This is a genomic window from Nostoc sp. LEGE 06077 (assembly GCF_015207705.1).
In the GTDB taxonomy this organism is placed as follows: Bacteria; Cyanobacteriota; Cyanobacteriia; order Cyanobacteriales; family Nostocaceae; genus Nostoc_B.
This window is the reverse complement of sequence record NZ_JADEWI010000001.1, coordinates 37,106-57,119: the sequence shown is the minus strand read 5'-3', so window position 1 is coordinate 57,119 and position 20,014 is coordinate 37,106. Positions and strand designations below refer to the sequence as shown.

Below are 20,014 nucleotides of genomic sequence, written 5' to 3'. Positions count from 1 at the left end.
CTTAATCAAAATCGGCACTGTTAATTATCATTAATACTTTGTATTGATAAATAACTAAATATAAAATTTTACCAAGCAATTGGTTGGCGATCGCGGAAAAATCCCCCAGTTACACCATCATCTGGAAGGGTAGCCAGCCAGACAATTGTATCTACTCCTTGTTCTGGAGTACGTGGTGCATTTGCGCCACCCATGTCAGTTTTTACCCAACCAGGACACACAGAATTAACTAATATATTTGTGCCGATTAATTCACTGGCAAAAATTCTGGTTGCAGCATTTAAAGCTGTTTTAGAAATGCGGTATCCGGGAGAACCACCCTCCATATCTGTTAACTGTCCCATTCCCGAAGAAACATTAACTATTCGCCCGTAATTTTGTTTCTTCATCAAGGGAATTAAAGCTTGAGTAACTCGCACAACACCATAAACATTTGTATTAATTGTTGTCTGTAAAGTATCAATTTTGGTATCAACAATGCTGTTGCTTTCTGCTTGAGCATCAATATAAATACCCGCATTATTTACCAGTGCATCAAGTTTGCCAAACTGCTGATCAATAAACTCAGCTAAATTTTGACTACTTTCATCACTGGTAACATCTAAAGTATAAGCAATTACATCTAATCCCTCAGCCTGTAACTTTTGTGCTGCGGCTTTACCTTTATCTTCGTCTCTGCTGGTGAGAATTACCTTATATCCTTGTCTCGCCAATTGACGAGAGGCTTCAAATCCCAATCCACGATTTCCACCAGTAACGACAGCAACTTTTTGGTTTGTACTCATGGTGATTTTCTCCGCATCATATTTTTGTGGTGGCAACTTTTACAATACAAGGGGTGAACCGACATCACACCCATCATTTGACAGAACCCAAACGATAAATTAAATCTGCATCAAACCCCAAATCACACCCGCTGTAACTAGTGGGACACCAAGGTTATCTGTTCCGTGGGGTGATATAGCTTCGACTAAAGTTGCCAAACTAGCACTCACTAATGCTATTAATAAAGCCTTTCCCGCACCAACAGAAACGGCTAAAGGGCTAATCAAAGAACCAGGTAAAAATAGTAATACCAAAAAGATTGCTGTTCCACTGGCTAAAAACATCGCCAGTGAACCTTCCCAAGAACGCACAGATGAGCCTACTTGGTATTGATGTTGTCCAAAACGTTTACCAATTAATGCAGCTAAAGCATCTCCCCAAGTCATAGCCATAATTCCCCCTACAGCAATGGAGACATAATCAATTGGGTCATCTGGTCGCCAGAATAACCCAAAAAGTATTGTTACCGAAATTGCAAAATAAACTGTACCAGGAGAACTATCTTCAGTATCCATTGCACCGATGATCCGATAACGGTAAAGCAGATAATTGATCCCAATAAAGGTAGCGAAGGGGATAATACCGATTTGCCAATGTTTAAATAGCAGTAGTACACCGAAAACCCACATCCCCGCACCAATATGGATAACCTTGCGGGTTAAATCTGGCTTAACACTAAAAAATCTTCGCAGTCCTTCACCAAGAGCTAATAAACCGATAGCGTAGGTGTAAGATGCTGCTAATCCGATCAGATCACTGTTATTCATTATTTAATGGCTTAAGTGCTGAGTATGATTTTCACTTTGGTCTTTCGCTATTGCGTTTGAAATTTTTATCGGGAAACGACACACTCCCAATTCCTTGCAAAATACCACGACCGATTAAACCTAAACCACGACCGATGATTTGGGTAAGGACGAAGACAATACCACTACCTAAAAAAGATAATAGGGATTGTAGCCGAGGAGCGATCGCATCCCAAAATTCCAGCCCCAGCGTCACCAATAAAGGAACGCCTGAAAGGTTTGCTAATTCTGCATTCCGTGGAGCATAAATCGATGTTTTGGCAATTCCCCGCGGTGCTAACACTAATAACTCATAACGACTTTCAAAAATTGCTTTAGCCTCATTCACATAATTGTTTAAACGGTATTTCCAGGACAAGTCATTTCTAAAGCGTTCAATTTCTCTTGTCGAAATTAACTTCTGAGTATAGAAATTTTTCTTAATTGCTTCTATATCTGCTAAATAATTCAACAGTGGTTGCAATACCCCATTTCCTATCTGAATCAACAAATTTTCTAAAATCATTAATGCCTGAGATTTAGCATCATAACTATCAGCTAAATAAGCATGATTATCAATATATAAATCTGTTTGAAATAGTAAATAAGAAAATAATTCTAATACAAAAGGAATTTTATTTAATATTTCTGTTTGAATAACTCTAGGATTTTGCAACAATACGTTGACAACTGCGATATTTTGCTTCCCGACTTGCACTTGAGAAAACTTACCGAAAAAATCTGTAACTGTGGCTTGCCAAACATCAAATAATATAGTATTTTTAAATCCCTCTAACTGCTCAATTGTAATTTGCGAAGCGCGTAATTCATCTAATTGTTTCGTTAGTTTTTGCAATATTAAATAAAGTAAGCCACGTTTTTTATCTTCACGTAAAATATCAATTTCCAAAGGAATATCCGTGACATTTTCTAAAGAAAATTGTAACTGATTTATACAAGTTGCGAATAAGTCAAATTGCAAGGCGCTTGGGGTAATTTCTGGTAATAGAGTTAGCTGCTGTTCCCCATCATTTGGAATAATTGCACTACTAGGTGAAGGCATCACTGTCAATTCTTCAACAAGGGGCGTTAATGATTGTCGTTCTGGGGGTGAACTTAACAAGTTATTCAGTAACCACCGCGCCGCTAAAAGTTCTCGCCGTTGTCCAGCCAGGACAGCCCGATCTAGTATTGGTAAGCCAGGGGTTTGTAGTTGTAATGTAACTTTTGCTAAGGAATTATTAATGTAATTAACTCCAGATAAACACTGGTTTTGCCATAGCTGCAATAAAGGCATCTGGGGAGGTGGAGAGATGGTAATTTGAGGAGGATTGGGATCTAATACCCAATAGGAACCACCTATTGCTACTTCTGCTATGACAGCAATTATTTGAGATATGGGAGTACCTTTAGGGATGTAGCCATTTATACCGAACACCCTAACAGCAGCAAGTATTTCTGGGTTTTGGATAGAACTCAGCAGTAAAACTGGCAAGTTGGGGTATGAAGTTTTTAACAGGCCACAGAGTTCTAAACCTTGCAACTGACTGTCAATTGAACGACCGTTTCCCAATTCCAGAACCACTATATTTACTTGCGTGGGGTCTTGATTGGTAAGTTCTGCTAGTTTTTGCAAAGCAGCCGTATCGGTTTCTACTTCTGCGACAACTTGCAAATCTGGCATTTCCGCCAACGCTACCCGCAATCCCAAACGAAAAATAGGATCTTGGTCAATTAATAATAATTTTAGAGGGCGATCGCTCATCATTGGCTGAGACACGAAAGATATTCCTACTCATTGTTACCTGTTTTCGTCAACCAATAAATGAATCATAATTACATAGGCGGAGTCTTATTTGTGTAATTAAATGAACCTCAGTATCCGGCAATGGTTGGCAGAACGCCAAATTGAAATCCATCAAATTAGAGAATTTTCCCTTGGTCAATTGGCGGGGGTTGCCTACCGTATTGTCCAGGATATGGAAGTTAAAAGCCTGGCACCACTGGATATCTGTACTTTAGCAGAGGTCTTAGAACTGCCTTTGGGCGCTGTTTGGGAAGATATCAATGTCATTGCCCGATTAACAGAAAGCCTCTTGCGTAGTCTCAGTGAGAAAAAAGCCTTAAAACGTAACGAAGGTACATGGCTGGCGTTTCAAATTGCCTATCTCCAAGCTTTACAACAGGTGATTGAGCAAGAAGTCAACCTGCAAAAACCTTGGCTGAATCGAGTTATGATTTCTACTCAAGCGGAAATATTAAAAGGGATAATTAGCAAACTCAATCTCCAAGATATTCAACTTCAAGGACTGTTGAAAACTCTCACCCTGAGTAAATTAACTGATACTCAAGCTGAACAAGCACTGTCTGTAGTGGCAGATTCATTATTAGTACAACAAATGAATAATGCTACTGTTGCTTGGTTTATCGCCAATGGTGCTGAAGATTTAGAAGCAAAACTGTTAACCCAGCGTTTAACTCATTCCTTGACTGGATATTTACTCAAAGTTATTGCTGAGAATGCACCACAACTGGCACAATTACAAAAATTTTTCCAATTGAGTTCTGCTAGTAATATTTACTCATCAGCAGCAGGGACTTTAGGAACATCTGTTAACTCGACGGTAGGGGACAAAATTGATTTATGTCGAGAAAATTATCGGGCGATTTTGCTCCAAAATCTGAGTACACCTTTGTTCATGGAATCCTTTGCCCTCAAAGATATCTATGTGCCTCTCAAGGGTTTACTAACCGACGCAAGTAATACCCCATCTGTGGATTTAAAAAAATGGGTAAAAGACCAGTTAGCAGATAGCGAAACTATCACTGTCATTGCATCAGAACCGGGATATGGTAAAACCAGTTTCTGCCAAATTTGGGCAGCAGAAGTAGCACGAGAACTTTATCCTCATTGGATACCAGTGATCATTCGCCTACGTGATATTAAATATGGGCAAACTTTAGCAGAAACTCTCAATTCTGGTTTTTCTCTGAACGCTCAGACTAATTTGAGTGATTGGCTAGAACAAGAACATCCCCAGTGTTTGTTACTTCTTGATGGTTTGGATGAATTACCGGCTTCTAGTTTAGGCATAAGGGCAAAGGCAATTTTTCTCCAGCAACTGATTGAATTTCAGGCTAAAGGTAGACACAAAATTGTGTTAACGAGTCGCAAAAATACTTTAGCAGAAATCAATTCCGAGATATTAATGCAGTTGCAGCAAATAGTAATTCAACCATTGGAACAAGAGCAATTAAAACAATGGTTTCAACAGTGGGCAATTTTACAATCATTACCCATCGCCCAAAATTTCTTTACATTCTTAAAGCAATCTGGTCTATTTGTCAGTAATTCTAAGTTTCCCGAACTTGCTGCTTTGGTGCGTCAACCCCTAATGTTGTATTTATTAGGAGTTTTACACCGTGATGCACTCATAGATGATGAAATATGGCAATTAGCAGAACAAACTAGCACTTATACCGTAATCTGGGAAATATACCATCGTTTGAGTCGCTGGTTATTGGGCTATCCGGCAACTGGTGGTATTAAAACAATGCTATTGCGTTCGGGTTCGGCTCACATTCATCGTACACAAGAAGCGAGTGCAAATTTACTGTCAGGTCGCCATCCCCAAGATTTATTAAACCAAATGCAGGCGATCGCTCTCCAAATTTTACACAGCGATCGCTATCAAATTCACACACCAGAAACTTCCCATTCTCATACTCTACCCGCCTTCTACTTCAAAACTTCCCACTCAGCACTCTTAACAGAATTTTCCCACCCCAAATTAGGCGAATATCTCTGTGCTAAAGCGATTGCTCATCAACTCCAAGTCCTGACTCAGCAGGAAAAAGATGCTTACGGAACGCTAATTTTCTGCTTAGATTCTCCTAATAGTGTGGCTCAACATCTATATAATCTTCTTGGTTATGGTGTAATCACTCAGGAAATTAAAAAACTGGTGATTGAAACTTTGCTACACCAGCCTAAAAGTGATTTTTCTTTAGATTTGTTACTGCAACGTCTAGAATTATTTTGGCGTGGTTACTGTCAAGGTCGTTGGTTGAATGAAGGTATAGTTCATCAAGCTTGGAATTATTTCCACACACTGGATAATCCGATTAATGTCGAACAAATTAATGCCAACCTTGGTATAAATATATTTTTATTATTATGTGCTGGCTATCGAGTTACAAAAGTTGCTTTTTCCCCTTGTGGTAATCCTCAAAATATAACTGAATTCTATCCAGAAGCTTTGACAATGTTGATGGGTAAATTGGCAATTTTATCTAATCAGGTCTTGCTCAAGCGAATTCTCCCCCAATCTTTAGTGGGAATAAATCTCTCAGGCGCATCTTTGTTACAAGCGATGTTAGCTGGAGCAAATCTTGAGCAAACAAATTTAACTGATGCAATCTTGATCGGCACAAATTTAGCAGGTGCAAACCTTAGCCATACAAATTTAACTGGTGCAAACCTTAGCCATACAAATTTAACTGGTGCAAACCTCAGCCGTGCAAATTTAACTGGTGCAAATTTGACTGGTGCTAATCTCAGCAATATTAATTTTGAGACTGTCAATCTCAGCAATGCTTGCTTATTTGATACTATTTTGACTGATACTGACAGAGAAATTGCCACAGTTAATGGTGCTGTATTCTCTTTGGAACAGTTCTACACCCTCAAAAAATTACTCTCACAAACATCTTTGATGAGCATCACCACTAGCGCCGATAAAACGGAAGCTTGGTTGCACAACAACCCCGATATTCAAGGCATTGAAAGCATTGAAGGCATTGAAGGAGAGACAATGGTCTCAGTGGATTTATACAATGATGATGATGATGTCAAAGATGAAACTGTATTTAGTGTAAATCCCAATGATTATGATTGATGGTCAATAGTCAATAGTCAATGGTTCTTCTTCTCCCTACACCTTTATACTCCTAAACTTTTACTCATTTTCTGATGGCTGGCGATAACCATAAAAGTTAATACTATATTCAGTAATTTGTACACCTGTTTGTTCTTCAACTTGACGCAGCAATTCTTCTGGTAATTCTATATGTACATCTAGAATTTGATTAGTATCGAGACAGTTGACATGGCTGTGAGCGTCACTAATGTTGCCATATAAACGGCCATCACAGTGTTCGATACACTCAATAATGCCTTGACTTGATAAGGCTTCCAGGTTTTGATATACAGAAGTATGACCAATGTCTTTGCCTTCTTGGTTTAGGCGATCGTAAATTTCTCTAGCAGATAGATGTTCATTTGCTTGCCACAATAGTTCTAAAATAAAGCGGCGCTGGCGACTAACGCGCATACCCAGTATTTGACACCGATCTAGCGCATCTTCTAAGGAACGAATTGGTTTTTTAGCTATCGTTGGTTTTTGCATATTAGATTTGGCTAACTATTCAGGAAATTGGCTATTTCCATGTTTAATGTTGCTTTTTGATATAAAAAAATATTATATGCTGCTTTTTCCCTTCAACTGTGTTGTGTTTAGCGATCGCTGCACAACTTACAGTCTCAAATAACAGTATTTACAGTTTGTTGATGGTTTGCTCATCATATTCCTATCTAAAACAAACTCATTACAACTTTAGCTTAAAATTCAAATTAATGTCCACCTTAAGATAGGTGTGGTTTATATGACTCAATCTAGCCGCAATCTAGTTCAGTTCATATTTATGTTCTCCCCTGCGGAAACTCGCTAATCTCGGTAATATTTTTATCCTGTTTTCTGAATTAAAATTGAGCAAAAAACCTTAAAACTGTCTCATAACAGAGATTTCGGTAGTTTGACTGGTGAGATTCAAAAAAAGAGCGAGTATAATCGGTGACTGACAATTGACAGTCTAGTTATCCTAAAGGACTATTTTATGTCAGACCAATTTACCTTTACCGTTACCAATGACACCGACCTAGCAATTACCGAGTTGTGGGTATCTGTTGATGATGATGAGTGGCTTCCATTTACCTTGAGTGATGAAGGGATTCCATCAGGTGAAACAGCAACAATTGCGTGGGCTGAATATACGAATGATTCTCCCTGTGAATGGTATATCTCTGCTGTATTTGAAGATGAATCAGAAACTGATTCAGCCTTATTTAACTTTTGTGAAGAACCAGCTTTAACAATTGGATAAATTGCTGACTGTAGCAGAGTTTGACACATAACGCTATAAACAAAAGCCCCACCTAGATACTGTCGAGGTAGGGCTTTAAATTTAGTCCCTTGTTCTTTGTATTGATATAGCAGTAGTCAGATATGTTAGGACAATTTGAAAGCTTGAATGTCAGGAATAGTAAGACTTTTTCTCCTGCATTCTGCCTTCTGCTATAAATGACAAGGAACTAAATTTATGGGTGATTCTGTAGATGTGTTTTAACGAATCTTTACCAGTTAGCCACAGCTTGCGCGATCGCTTCCTTAGCTGCTGCTAATGATTGTTGACGAGCATCATCACCTAAATTCAGGCTGTCAGCATGAATAAATGTCACATCTGTTAGACCAATAAAACCCAAAATACCGCGGAGATACGGTTCTTGATAATCATAAGCTGCAAAGGGTGTACCTGGGGGAAAAGTCCCACCACGAGATGTAATAATCAGGACTTTTTTGCTGCTATCAACTAAACCTTTATAGCCATTTGCATCAACAGCGAAGGTACGACCAACACGGACAATTTGGTCAATATAAGCTTTGAAGGTAGAAGGTATATTCAAGTTATACATCGGTATACCAAACACATAGCGATCGGCCGCTAGAAGCTCATCAATTAAACTATCCGAAAGCTTAATCGCCTCAGCTAGTTCTGGTGTGTGTGCATCTGGAGGTGTAAAAGCCGCAGCTATCCATGATTCGTCCACATGGGGAACGGGATGATGACCCAAATCTCGGTAACTAACTGTATCCCCTGAATGACTATCTTTCCAGGATGTGATGAACTCATAAGTGAGTGCGCGTGAAATAGAACGTTCGCCACGAGGACTAGAATCAATGTGTAGAATATTTGCCATAAATAAAGCCTAAAATCAGATTATTACTCAAATTTGTTGGGTTGAACGAGCAGTCAAAAAAGTGACACCCAAAAACTACATCAGTAAATCAGACGCGAAGGAAGTCTGTCAAGTCAACCCCACAATCGACAGCATCAGTGATGCAAGCATATTATACTGGGCTAAAAGCATGACAGGGTAAACCGATATTTGTTGCCTGATAGTCGCTTTAAATACTCACAAAGGTCGTACTTTGTAGATAGAAATGACAGTCTTAAGCAAAGAATGTTCAAGTTGAACACAGACTAACTATGCTTGTTATACCAACCTCATAAGCTTGATACCAACTTTTATGGTATTATCTAAAAAATCTTGACTGAATAAAGCTTCTGCGGTGTGGCTAGAAGAACACTTATCTAACCAGTAGGTTTGTATGAATACTTGCTGCTGGAAATTTGGTGTGCGAAAAACCGCCCAAATTCGTTAATTGTTTACTTAATTCCAGTCAGATACCAGGGCAAAATATAAGTGAAAATATTCTGATATGCTTTCTGAGCAAAAAAATATAAATCTTATTTCTAGCGCGACTAGTAAGCCGAATATTTGGGAAAATCATCACCATCAAGTCAGCTTAATATCTCCTACAAAAAACGGACTGAAATCTCTAAATTATCAGAGTTATTCATCTGCTTTAAAATCCAGTAATGCTGGATCTGATATCACTAGCTCAAATCAACAAAATAACCAAGTAAATACTCAAGCGATCGCTCTGACATCTGCCCAACCAGACCTAATAGTACAAAATCCTGTAGCTCCAGCTTCAATAACTGCTGGTAGTACAATTAACCTGAACTATCAAGTCAAAAATCAAGGTGCAGAAAATGCTTTTTCTAGCTACACACTTTTTTATCTATCGCATGATCAAACTGTGAGTGATGATGATGTGTACTTAGGCTCAGACTACGTTGATGGTATTACTGGTGGTGCTTATAGTTCAGAATCAGTCGCACTCAAAATCGAAAATAATCTTGCCGCTGGTAGTTATTATTTACTTTCTCAAGCTAATGGTAATGGTGATGCTATTGAAAGCAATGTAAATAATAACACTTTTGCTCAGGCTATCAATATTACTCAAACGAAGACAGATTTGATCATTCAAAATGCTGTTGCTCCCAGTTCTATATCTGTGGGAGAAAGCTTTAAAGTTAGTTATCGTGTCAAGAATCAAGGTGTTGGCAAAGCCTTTCCTAGCTCTACAATGTTTTATCTATCTAGGGATAAAACAGTTAGTAATGATGATTTGTATTTAGGTTCTGATGAAATTGCTAGTCTAAATCCAGGTGCTTACAGTTCCCGAACAGTCACTTTTAGCATTGAGAAGAATATTACCGTAGGTAGTTATTATCTGTTATACAAAGCTGATGGTAACAACAATGTAGTTGAAACGAATGAAAGTAATAATATCGTTGCTAAAGCGATCGCCCTGAAGAATAGTTTTAGTTCTACAAATGGTTACGGCTTAATTAATGCAGCCGCCGCAGTGGCTCAAGCTTTAGCTCAAACTACCTTTGCAGATGTTCCTGACTTGGGGGGTCACAACTGGGGCGCAGACTTGATCAAAGCGCCAGAAGTCTGGGCTAAAGGATATACAGGCGCAGGAATTACTGTTGCGGTTGTAGATAGTGGCGTTGACCGCAACCATCGAGATTTAAGTTCTAATATCTGGAAAAATACCAAGGAAATAGCAGGTAATGGTAAAGATGATGATGGCAATGGCTATATTGATGATGTCTACGGTTGGAATTTTGTGAGTAACAACAATAACACCCTAGACAAGAACGGTCATGGTACTCACGTTGCAGGTACGATCGCCGGAGTAAAAAATAGCTTTGGTGTGACAGGTATTGCTTATAATGCCAAGATTATGCCAGTGAAAGTTTTAAGTGATAATGGTTCTGGCGCTGATAGTGCGATCGCAAATGGTATTCGTTACGCTGTGGACAATGGAGCGAATGTGATTAACCTAAGTATTGGCAAGGATCAGCCAAATACAGATATCCAATCAGCTGTTCAATATGCCAGTAGTAAAGGTGTAATTGTCGTCATGGCTGCGGGAAATGCCAGTGGTTCCACACCATACTATCCTGCCAGCTATGCCAAAGATTGGGGTCTGGCAGTGGGAGCAGTTGATCAATCTGGGAATATGGCAGACTTTTCTAATTTAGCTGGCGCTGAACTACTTAGCTATGTGACAGCCCCCGGTGTAGGTGTTTATTCTACACTTCCAGGCCATAAGTATGCTGCTTGGAACGGCACATCAATGGCAACACCTCATGTTGCTGGGGTAGTAGCTTTGATGCTCAGTGCCAATAAAAATCTCACTGATGCCCAAGTACGTAAGATCATCACAACTACCGCCAGCAATAGTTTGACAGCATAAGGTCATTAACAGGACTTACACACAAAAATTGTCTGGGGAGACTGGGTATAGGGATGTAAGGGTTTTGAACACTTACACCCTTATACACCCTATACTCCTTCACCCTACTCCCTAACGAAAACTAACAACTCGCAGCTTTTTTGCGCTTCAACCAACTGCCTAGTAACCCAGCAATAGCGATACCACCAATAGTGGTTGGTTCAGGTACAGCTTGGTTCCCGCTACCTTGTGAATTCCCATTACTGACTCGGTAAACACTCACATCATCTAAGTTTAACCAGTCATATCCAGTACGACTGGCAAATGTTAAATCTGTAACTCTCGATGTAGCGACAAAATTAACGGTGTATTTTTGGAAATTCTGTAGGGAATCAGGATTTAAGGTGAGGTTTGTTAGTTCTAACTGCTTTTGTCCACCGACAAATACTTGAAATATGTTATCAAGACGAGGTGCTTCTTCTACAGAGGCTAAGTAAAAGCTGAGTTCATACTCCTGATTTTTCTTTGTAGCTAGAGTCTGTGAAAGGTAAGCTAATGTTCCAGGCGGAGTATAGCCAAGTTCGACGCTACGTAAACCATTGGTCGCTGGGTTGGGATAATTTGACAAACGATTAGCAAAGATATCAACACCAATCAGACTGTTATTATTCCAGCCAGTAATAAAAGGATTAGGTAGAGTGGGGTCATAATCAGGATTTACCAGTGGGTCTGCTTCAAAATCGCCGTTCTGCACTAGATTTACTCTTACTGCTTGCGCCTGGGGAATATAAGCACCAGTAATAGCAATGGCGCTAGTCATACCAACAACAAGCAATCCTATATTTTTCGATGATTTCATCAGATTTAACTCCAAATAGTTTAAATGTCACGAGAATAAAAAGTTGCTGAAAAAGCGATCGCAGATTTTCTGAGGTTAGGGAGTACCAAATCCACGAGTAGTAAACCTACCTCTGGCTGTAGAGCTTGATAAGAAGTTGGCAAAACTAGTTGCAGCCGTAAGATTAGTAGTTCTGTTGAGTACAGCCGCCGGATAGACAATCGAACTGTGGCAGTTTTGTGCCACAGTTGTGATGAAGGTAGTACTATTAGAAATTCTTTGGTCAGTTGTGTAAACTAGACCTGCATCAATTGTGTTGCCACTAAGCGTTTTATTTTGTACTGCCGCCAAGACGTTACGGACATTACTCGCAAATACTAGCTTGTTGGCAGTCGGACTATTTAGGAGTGTGTTGTAGCTACCTGCACCACAACCACTGAGGGTGCTTTGGAGAGCTTGTTGAGCATAGGCTCCGGCGGGGACGGTTGCGGGATCACCGATAGCAATCCCTCTAATGCCAGTTCTGGGAGGACTGCTGGTGGTGCTGTTTGTCAGTCTATCAATACCGGCGATCGTCGGACTTGGTGCTGGAGAAGTCGGTGTATTCGGTCTAATCAAGACTAGACGGTTAGTTGCAATTGTCACAGGCCAACCGGAAGCTAATTGTCCAGCAGTCTGCAAGCTAGTCATTTGCGTTGTCGCTGCCGAGATAAAAATATCTGGGATACCTGCTGACTGATTGGCTGGCAAGTTGATTTGATTGAGCAACGCACCAGAAGAATCAAAAGTGTTGACAAAAGTAGCTCCCAAGCTGGGGTTAGCGGCAATGAAGGCACTTTCAATTTCTGGTAGTACTTCTGATAAGCTAACTGCGGCAAAGACCCGCAAGGTAACTGCCGCCTGTGCTTTTTCGGCTGTCTGATTGAGCAGCGGTAAGCCTATTACTAACAGTAAGCTGGTAATTGCCGCAGCTATCCAGGTGATCAAACCTCTTTTTCGAGTTAGAAACATTCTGAATCATCTAGTTGGTGTAAGGTTGACGCAGGCGTATATTACCAACCACAGGGGAATTTACCAATATATTTGGTAATAATACTATGAGTAATCCTACCAGGGTTGGTAGTTATTACCAATATATTTGGTAATAAAATCCTGACAAAATACTGTGGTAAAAACTCGGCAATAAATAAATTGATCAACACTGATTCAGATGCTCTTGTGTGCTACGTAGGCATGAGAAAATCAGATAATACGATCGCCATACAAGCGATGAAGGCAAAGGAAGAAAGATGTCGGATAATTTGAGAAGCCGGATTGTAACACAAGGTGTACAGCGATCGCCGAATCGCGCGATGCTGCGGGCAGTTGGTTTTCAAGATGCAGATTTTAACAAAGCAATTGTCGGTGTTGCCAATGGCTACAGCACTATTACTCCCTGTAACATGGGGATAAATAAACTGGCACAAAGGGCAGAAGCTGGTATTAAAAGTGCTGGAGCTATGCCGCAAATCTTCGGTACAATTACCATCAGTGATGGGATCTCAATGGGAACGGAAGGGATGAAATATTCCCTAGTGTCAAGAGAAGTAATTGCCGATTCCATTGAAACCGCCTGTACAGGACAAAGTATGGATGGCGTGTTAGCCATTGGTGGGTGTGATAAAAATATGCCAGGGGCAATGCTGGCGATCGCGCGGATGAATATTCCGGCGATTTTTGTCTATGGTGGTACCATCAAACCCGGACACTACAACGGTCGTGATTTAACTGTAGTCAGTTCCTTTGAAGCGGTTGGTCAATATAGTGCTGGCAAAATTGACGAAACTGAATTAACCGCAGTTGAACAAAATGCTTGTCCGGGTGCTGGCTCTTGCGGCGGGATGTTTACAGCTAACACCATGTCATCGGCTTTTGAAGCAATGGGGATGAGTTTACCTTATTCTTCTACAATGGCAGCCGAAGATGCTGAAAAAGCCGACAGTACGGAAAAATCAGCTTTTGTTTTAGTAGAAGCTATTCGTAAGCAATTATTACCACGCCAGATTATCACCCGCAAATCTATAGAAAATGCTATATCGGTAATTATGGCAGTCGGTGGTTCTACCAATGCAGTATTACATTTTTTGGCGATCGCCAGTGCGGCTGGTGTGGAATTAACCATAGATGACTTTGAAACTATTCGCGGACGGGTTCCCGTACTGTGCGATTTAAAACCCAGTGGTAGATATGTAGCCACAGACTTACACAAAGCTGGCGGTATTCCCCAAGTCATGAAAATGCTGCTGGTACATGATTTGCTGCATGGTGACTGTATTACCATCAGTGGTCAAACCATTGCCGAAGTGCTTGCAGATGTGCCGAATGAACCCAGGGCTGACCAAGATGTGATTCGCCCTTGGGATAAACCCATGTATGCTCAAGGTCACTTGGCAGTTCTCAAAGGTAATCTCGCTACTGAAGGTGCAGTAGCTAAAATTACCGGGGTGAAAAAACCAATCATTACCGGCCCCGCCAGAGTATTTGAATCGGAAGAAGCTTGTTTAGATGCGATTTTGGCAGGCAAAATTCAAGCTGGTGATGTCCTGGTGATTCGTTACGAAGGCCCCAAAGGCGGCCCAGGAATGCGGGAAATGTTGGCTCCCACATCGGCAATTATTGGTGCTGGTTTGGGTGATTCTGTAGGATTAATTACCGATGGACGTTTCTCCGGCGGTACTTACGGGATGGTAGTTGGTCACGTTGCCCCAGAAGCAGCTGTCGGCGGAGCGATCGCCTTAGTCGAAGAAGGTGATACCATCACCATTGATGCTCCAGCGCGGCTGTTACAGTTGAATATTTCTGATGAAGAATTAGCCCGCCGCCGTGCTAATTGGCAACCCCCAGCCCCACGTTACACTAAAGGTGTATTGGCCAAGTATGCCAAGTTAGTATCTTCCAGTAGCCTTGGTGCAGTCACAGACTTAGGTTTGTTTGATAGTTAATCAACCGCAGATAAACGCAGCGGAAAGTTTGCGCGTCCGGGTTTCCCGGCGCAAAACTTTTCCAGACAGATGAACGCAGATAAATAAACAGCTAATCACGAGAAAATCTTACAACCAAACATGAAAGAGCAACTCTTGACTAGCTACTAGAATTTTTACTCAGCACGGACTGAACGCCCCGCTACCGCTCTAAGCGCAGCCATGCTCGCAGGGCTTTACAGCACTTTCAAGTTAGGAGTATACCTTCAATATCTAGCATCCTCTGTGTTTTCTTGAGGAATCATGATCGTAAATGTCGTACCTGTATCTACTTTACTCTCTACGATAATTTTTCCTTGATGTAGTTCTATACATTTTTTGACAACTGCTAACCCTAACCCTGTTCCAGCGATATTTTCAACATTTTGGCATCGGTAAAAAGGCTCATATATTTTATGTTGCTCTGCTAATGGAATACCAATTCCTTGATCAATAACTTGAAAAGTTATCAGATCCGCTTCAGATTTTAGTATTAAATAAATTGCGGTTTCGTTATTTGAATATTTGATAGCATTGAATAACAAATTGCTAAGAATAGAATACAAAAGCCTTTCATCAATACTAGCTCTAACAATAGAACCCATTTTTTGAAATCTGATTTTATTTGCTGTTGTAGCAAAAAGCTGGAAATCTTCTACTAGATTTAAACAAAAGTTTTCTAAATTTATTACTTGTAATTTAAAATCTAACTGACCTGCTTCGGCTCGCGTTAAAATTAATATATCAGTTAATATATGATTCATGATTTTAGCAGAAGATTGAATACGAAAAACATTCTTTAAGTGCTGTTCATCTACTAGATTTTCGAGGCTTTCACTTAATAACTGGGATGAAAGTAAAATTATACTTAAAGGTGTCCGAAATTCATGAGAAATCATAGAAAACAATTGAATCTTTAAATCACCTATTTTCTTTTCTTGAGCTAAAGAAGATTCTAAGTCTCTAATTAGCTCACGTTTAATCCATTGCTTTTCCAGAATTACACATAAACCAAAAATTATGATTAAAATTAAAAATGTTGTGAAAACTTCGATAAAAATTCGGAAATAAATACTTTGTTTTGATTGCTCTAATGAATCTTGGAGATAAGTTTGTTCTTCTGCTTTAATATCTGCTATCACCTTTAAGATTTCTTCTCGAATCTGAACACTGCTAACGGTAATATTATTTTGTACCAACAATGCTTTTTTATCTTTTTGGTAAAGTTTTATAGATTGCTCTAACAAAGATAATCTTTGATTGACTAGTAAATTGAAACTTACTAATCGTTTTTCCTGATTCCCATACGGATGTATTTGTTTTTGCAATATTTGCAGTTGAGAGCGCATATCTGCCGTTGCATGATAATAACGCTGCAAATCCTGACTACTACCTAAAAAAATATATCCTCGTCTAGCTGATTCTGCGGCAGTCATTGCGCCATAGAAATTTGTCAAAGCATTGAGGGTTTGATATGTCTGCTGCACCCTGTTAGCTCCATATTTGATTTCATCTGTGTTTTTTAACGAAACAAAACAGATAATTACCATCAGCAACAGGGTTAAACCAAAACCTCCCATAATCCATTTTTCGGGGAAAGTCCATTTGATCAATTGCTGAGTCATAGATTGAGTTAAACAATAGTTGCTTATACATGATAAATTAAAGGCATTGCTGATATCTTTGCCTGTTACTCAATAAAAGATCAAATATGCGGATTTTAGTAGTTGAAGATGATATTCAACTCGCAGAAGTACTAGCAGAAGCACTCAACAGACGGCAATATGTGGTGGATATTGCTAAAGATGGAGAAGCAGCTTGGAACTCTACACAATCCATGAAATATGATTTAATAGTCCTGGATATAACCTTGCCTAAGCTAGATGGAATTAAGTTTTGTCACCAGTTACGTACTGTCGGCATAAACAATGCTGCACATCGTAATGCGACTATACCAGTGTTGATGTTAACAGCCCGTGATACCGTAGCGGACAAGATTGCTGGGTTAGATGCTGGTGCAGATGATTATGTAGCCAAGCCATTTGATTTAGAAGAATTAATGGCTAGAATTCGTGCGTTACTTAGACGAGGTAGTTCCAGCAGCACAGTAAGTCTGTTATGGGAAAAATTGTACCTAAATCCCAGCACCTATGAAGCTACTTACGATAGCTATCCCTTATCATTAACTCTAAAAGAATATGCAATTTTAGAATTACTGGTTGCTAATGGTAGACGAGTACTAAGTCGTTCTAGCATTATTGAACAAGTTTGGTCAGTTGATGAATCCCCTGTTGAAGAAACAATCAGATCTCATATTAGGTGCATTCGACAAAAGCTGAAGGCGTTAGGTGCAGCAGAAAACTTCATTGAAACTGTTCATGGACTAGGATATCGCTTGAAATAGTCATCATGATGCTCATCTCATCAGCAGCGTTGAAAATTTAGTCAGGATTATCTACACGAATTATACACAAACTCTACACGAGGATTGCATATTAATATAATATTCTAATATTTGAAGTTAAAAAGATAAATATCAAATTCCACTTTTCAGTATTGGAGTTGGTATTCAATTGTCTCTATTTAATTATTTATCAGGGTTCAAAAAATTTACTTGATTTGGAGTAATTAAAGAAAACAGAGTTTACTAAACTTATGAATAAATGTGATCGTGGTAGTGGTAGATATGACAATCTGCTTTTAATTAATGAGCTTTGTTCATCTATTACTTTCTATTCATCAATCATTACCGAAATTAACAGAGAACTTACGTAGTGAGACAAGCAATCAAGGATTTCGGGAAGGGTGTATGGATGTATGTCTCTCAAACCTTTACACCAGATAACCTCATGCGTAAGTCCTATACATGGAGTATGAATACCATATACCTTCACGTTAATTAATTTTAAATTTTTAAATAAGCTAATAAAAATCTCTATTTTCTCTGTAAGAATAATTACCCCTGTCCTGTAAGTTTGCTGTCGTTATACATTTTAATTGGCAAATTTAGTACAGGTTGATGTTGGATTAGCTTGTAAAGATAAAGGTTTGGTATTGTCTTTAGGTTTTTACTATTTTTGTGTTTTCCCTTTTTTTAAAAGTAAAATCTGAGATTACTTCTGTGTTTTACAAGAACTGTGGCTGACGTAAACGGATAGAGTCAGTTTTGTGCAGATGTCATAACTGCACATACTTGTTTTTTGTTAAGTAGTCCTAATGAAAATTATGAATAGCCCAAAAGTTAAAGGCTCGAAAGATAAAGCACTCTTGAAAAAGAAAATTCTTTCTGTGTTAGCGATCGCTATTACTGCTATTTTTACTATCGGTGTGATAGTGGGTGGTTTTCTTGACAGAGAAGTGAAAGCACAGTCTGTTGATGCGACTCTACCCAGTAGATTCGGCCGGATGTTTCGTAATCTACCACCCTTTGCGCCACCCAGCCCAGTTGTTAAAAATGCTCTGATGGAAATGGGTAAACCTGGGGGTATCTTAGATGCTAAAGACAATTTAGCCGCAGGGCCAATAGCCCTGATCACTGATCCTACTCTCAACGTTAACAATCCCAACAACCCTACCCATACAGCTGGTACAACCTTTATGTCCCAGTTTTTGGATCTTGACATAACCTTTGATACGACATCTCGACTTGGCCAAGTAACACCTCCAGTCACTGCAACAAACTCTCGAACCGCAGCCTTTGACCTTGATAATATATACGGTTCTGGGCCGATAGGTTCGCCAAATTTATACGACCCTAAAGATCCAATCAAGCTGAGACTTGAAAGTGGCGGCTTGTTTGAGGATTTACCAAGAGACGCAAACAATCGAGCGATTATCGCTGATCCACGCGGCGATCAGCATCTAATTATCAGTGGGTTGGTAGCTGCATTCTATAGCTTCCACAATCATCAGGTGGATTTAATTAGATCCAAGTCTCCTAATATCTCGAACGATGATGTTTTTCGTCAAGCTCGTCAATTGACCACATGGCACTACCAATGGACAATCCTCCATGAATTTTTGCCACTGGTAGTTGGTCAGGATATGGTAAATGACATATTAAAAAATGGGCGTAAATTTTATAATCCCTTGCCAAATAGAGGATTTATCCCTGTTGAGTTTCAAATTGGTTATCGTATCGGTCACAGTATGATCCGGCCTTCTTACCGAGCCAACTTAGCTGGTGACAATGGACAGCCCTTCTTTGCATTCATTTTCGATCCTTCTCAAGAGGGAAAACCTGATCCAGATGACCTCCGCGGTCGAGCAAGAGCAGCACGACGCTTTATTGGATGGCAGACATTCTTCGACTTTGGAGATAATCAAGTCAGACCGAATAAATTAATCGATACGAAAATTTCTAGCCCACTGTTTAACTTGCCACTTCAGACTATTGGTTCAGGTACTCCTCCGACTTCACTTATCCAACGTAACCTGCTCCGACACTTAACTTGGCTACTACCATCTGGTCAAAGCATCGCTCAAAAGATGGGTGTACCCGTACTAAGTAAGTACGACTTGGCCGAGCTTCGGAGTATTTACCCTACCTTCGATACCTCCACACCGCTGTGGTACTACATCCTCAAAGAAGCTGAACTGAAAGAAAAAGGCTTACATCTGGGTCAAGTTGGTGGTCGGATTGTTGGTGAGGTAATTATCGGTCTGCTTCAGGTTGATCCAAATTCTTATCTCAATGTAAATCCGTCTTGGGTGCCAACTTTACCTACCAAAACTGGCAAACCTCAAGATTTTCGGATGACTGATTTCTTAACTTTTGCTGGTGTAGCTCCGGCTAGTCGTGGTCAGTGATGTTATTGTCGGACTTTTCATAACATAGTTTGATTTATTTCCACCGACCTAACTACGACTGAGCAGTTTGAGACAATATCCAAAAAGCAAAGAAAGCAAAAAGCAAGTGATTTATACTCACCTGCTTTTTGCTTTTTTATAAATATTCTCTAAATTTACCTTTTCCTATTATTCCCTTAACCTTGATTCAGTAAGTTTTCGGAGACGATTGACACAGAAAAATTAGTCTCTACTTAAGTTGCAGTATATACAAAAACACTCAATGCAGTAGTGTGGCAAGTCTGATCAGGACTGCCTGATTGAAGCGTAATTCTATGTTTACGA

General features: G+C 39.7%; 14 protein-coding genes. 6 read left to right on the top strand and 8 right to left on the bottom strand.

Annotated elements, in window-relative coordinates:
* Window positions 1-68: 68 nt before the first annotated feature.
* The 3 genes from IQ244_RS00245 to IQ244_RS00235 all read right to left on the bottom strand — a co-directional run bounded on the left by IQ244_RS00245 (window position 69) and on the right by IQ244_RS00235 (window position 3,375).
* Window positions 69-785: an SDR family oxidoreductase gene (locus tag IQ244_RS00245; protein WP_193889069.1), complete on the bottom strand. Its 717-nt coding sequence runs from the start codon at window positions 783-785 to the stop codon at window positions 69-71.
* 99 nt (window positions 786-884) lie between these two features.
* Window positions 885-1,592, bottom strand: a complete 708-nt coding sequence (locus tag IQ244_RS00240) for a diacylglycerol/polyprenol kinase family protein (RefSeq protein WP_193889068.1) — start codon at window positions 1,590-1,592, stop codon at window positions 885-887.
* A gap of 31 nt (window positions 1,593-1,623) precedes the next feature.
* On the bottom strand, window positions 1,624-3,375 hold the full coding sequence (locus IQ244_RS00235; protein ID WP_193889288.1) for a DUF3685 domain-containing protein: 1,752 nt from the start codon (window positions 3,373-3,375) through the stop codon (window positions 1,624-1,626).
* 103 nt (window positions 3,376-3,478) lie between these two features.
* On the opposite strand from IQ244_RS00235, the gene IQ244_RS00230 reads away from it, so the two are divergent.
* Window positions 3,479-6,508, top strand: a complete 3,030-nt coding sequence (locus IQ244_RS00230) for a pentapeptide repeat-containing protein (protein ID WP_193889067.1) — start codon at window positions 3,479-3,481, stop codon at window positions 6,506-6,508.
* A gap of 60 nt (window positions 6,509-6,568) precedes the next feature.
* Here IQ244_RS00230 and IQ244_RS00225 read toward each other — a convergent pair whose 3' ends face one another.
* Window positions 6,569-7,018 (bottom strand): Fur family transcriptional regulator, encoded by a 450-nt coding sequence (locus tag IQ244_RS00225; protein ID WP_193889066.1) that lies wholly within the window; start codon window positions 7,016-7,018, stop codon window positions 6,569-6,571.
* A gap of 487 nt (window positions 7,019-7,505) precedes the next feature.
* On the opposite strand from IQ244_RS00225, the gene IQ244_RS00220 reads away from it, so the two are divergent.
* The gene (locus IQ244_RS00220; RefSeq protein WP_193889065.1) at window positions 7,506-7,772 is read left to right on the top strand and encodes a hypothetical protein; all 267 of its coding nucleotides are present in this window, start codon (window positions 7,506-7,508) and stop codon (window positions 7,770-7,772) included.
* Between the two features lie 250 nt (window positions 7,773-8,022).
* Here the strand turns inward: IQ244_RS00220 and IQ244_RS00215 are convergent, their stop codons facing one another.
* Window positions 8,023-8,646: an FMN-dependent NADH-azoreductase gene (locus IQ244_RS00215; RefSeq protein WP_193889064.1), complete on the bottom strand. Its 624-nt coding sequence runs from the start codon at window positions 8,644-8,646 to the stop codon at window positions 8,023-8,025.
* Between the two features lie 523 nt (window positions 8,647-9,169).
* Here IQ244_RS00215 and IQ244_RS00210 point away from each other — a divergent pair.
* Window positions 9,170-11,065 (top strand): S8 family serine peptidase, encoded by a 1,896-nt coding sequence (locus IQ244_RS00210; RefSeq protein ID WP_193889063.1) that lies wholly within the window; start codon window positions 9,170-9,172, stop codon window positions 11,063-11,065.
* Window positions 11,066-11,186: 121 nt separating this feature from the next.
* On the opposite strand, the gene IQ244_RS00205 is transcribed toward IQ244_RS00210, so the two are convergent.
* Window positions 11,187-11,903 (bottom strand): PEP-CTERM sorting domain-containing protein, encoded by a 717-nt coding sequence (locus IQ244_RS00205; protein ID WP_193889287.1) that lies wholly within the window; start codon window positions 11,901-11,903, stop codon window positions 11,187-11,189.
* A gap of 75 nt (window positions 11,904-11,978) precedes the next feature.
* Window positions 11,979-12,893, bottom strand: coding sequence for a molybdate ABC transporter substrate-binding protein (modA, locus tag IQ244_RS00200; RefSeq protein ID WP_193889062.1), 915 nt, complete (start codon window positions 12,891-12,893; stop codon window positions 11,979-11,981).
* A 278-nt stretch (window positions 12,894-13,171) separates the two neighbouring features.
* Here modA and ilvD point away from each other — a divergent pair, with 278 nt between their 5' ends.
* On the top strand, window positions 13,172-14,863 hold the full coding sequence (ilvD, locus tag IQ244_RS00195) for a dihydroxy-acid dehydratase (protein ID WP_193889061.1): 1,692 nt from the start codon (window positions 13,172-13,174) through the stop codon (window positions 14,861-14,863).
* 245 nt (window positions 14,864-15,108) lie between these two features.
* Here ilvD and IQ244_RS00190 read toward each other — a convergent pair whose 3' ends face one another.
* Window positions 15,109-16,506: an ATP-binding protein gene (locus IQ244_RS00190; protein WP_193889060.1), complete on the bottom strand. Its 1,398-nt coding sequence runs from the start codon at window positions 16,504-16,506 to the stop codon at window positions 15,109-15,111.
* 86 nt (window positions 16,507-16,592) lie between these two features.
* On the opposite strand from IQ244_RS00190, the gene IQ244_RS00185 reads away from it, so the two are divergent.
* Window positions 16,593-17,285 carry a response regulator transcription factor gene (locus tag IQ244_RS00185; RefSeq protein WP_096583860.1) on the top strand — a complete coding sequence of 231 codons (693 nt, stop codon included), beginning with the start codon at window positions 16,593-16,595 and terminating at the stop codon, window positions 17,283-17,285.
* A gap of 821 nt (window positions 17,286-18,106) precedes the next feature.
* Complete coding sequence (locus IQ244_RS00180) at window positions 18,107-19,690, top strand: peroxidase family protein (protein ID WP_193889059.1); 1,584 nt, start codon at window positions 18,107-18,109, stop codon at window positions 19,688-19,690.
* Window positions 19,691-20,014: the final 324 nt, after the last annotated feature.

Excerpts from the sequence above, each read along its gene's own strand:
- IQ244_RS00245 (WP_193889069.1), bottom strand. The coding sequence starts at position 785 with ATGAGTACAAACCAAAAAGTTGCTGTCGTTACTGGTGGAAATCGTGGA.
- IQ244_RS00240 (WP_193889068.1), bottom strand. The coding sequence starts at position 1,592 with ATGAATAACAGTGATCTGATCGGATTAGCAGCATCTTACACCTACGCT.
- IQ244_RS00235 (WP_193889288.1), bottom strand. The coding sequence starts at position 3,375 with ATGAGCGATCGCCCTCTAAAATTATTATTAATTGACCAAGATCCTATT.
- IQ244_RS00230 (WP_193889067.1), top strand. The coding sequence starts at position 3,479 with ATGAACCTCAGTATCCGGCAATGGTTGGCAGAACGCCAAATTGAAATC.
- IQ244_RS00225 (WP_193889066.1), bottom strand. The coding sequence starts at position 7,018 with ATGCAAAAACCAACGATAGCTAAAAAACCAATTCGTTCCTTAGAAGAT.
- IQ244_RS00220 (WP_193889065.1), top strand. The coding sequence starts at position 7,506 with ATGTCAGACCAATTTACCTTTACCGTTACCAATGACACCGACCTAGCA.
- IQ244_RS00215 (WP_193889064.1), bottom strand. The coding sequence starts at position 8,646 with ATGGCAAATATTCTACACATTGATTCTAGTCCTCGTGGCGAACGTTCT.
- IQ244_RS00210 (WP_193889063.1), top strand. The coding sequence starts at position 9,170 with ATGCTTTCTGAGCAAAAAAATATAAATCTTATTTCTAGCGCGACTAGT.
- IQ244_RS00205 (WP_193889287.1), bottom strand. The coding sequence starts at position 11,903 with ATGAAATCATCGAAAAATATAGGATTGCTTGTTGTTGGTATGACTAGC.
- modA (WP_193889062.1), bottom strand. The coding sequence starts at position 12,893 with ATGTTTCTAACTCGAAAAAGAGGTTTGATCACCTGGATAGCTGCGGCA.
- ilvD (WP_193889061.1), top strand. The coding sequence starts at position 13,172 with ATGTCGGATAATTTGAGAAGCCGGATTGTAACACAAGGTGTACAGCGA.
- IQ244_RS00190 (WP_193889060.1), bottom strand. The coding sequence starts at position 16,506 with ATGACTCAGCAATTGATCAAATGGACTTTCCCCGAAAAATGGATTATG.
- IQ244_RS00185 (WP_096583860.1), top strand. The coding sequence starts at position 16,593 with ATGCGGATTTTAGTAGTTGAAGATGATATTCAACTCGCAGAAGTACTA.
- IQ244_RS00180 (WP_193889059.1), top strand. The coding sequence starts at position 18,107 with ATGAATAGCCCAAAAGTTAAAGGCTCGAAAGATAAAGCACTCTTGAAA.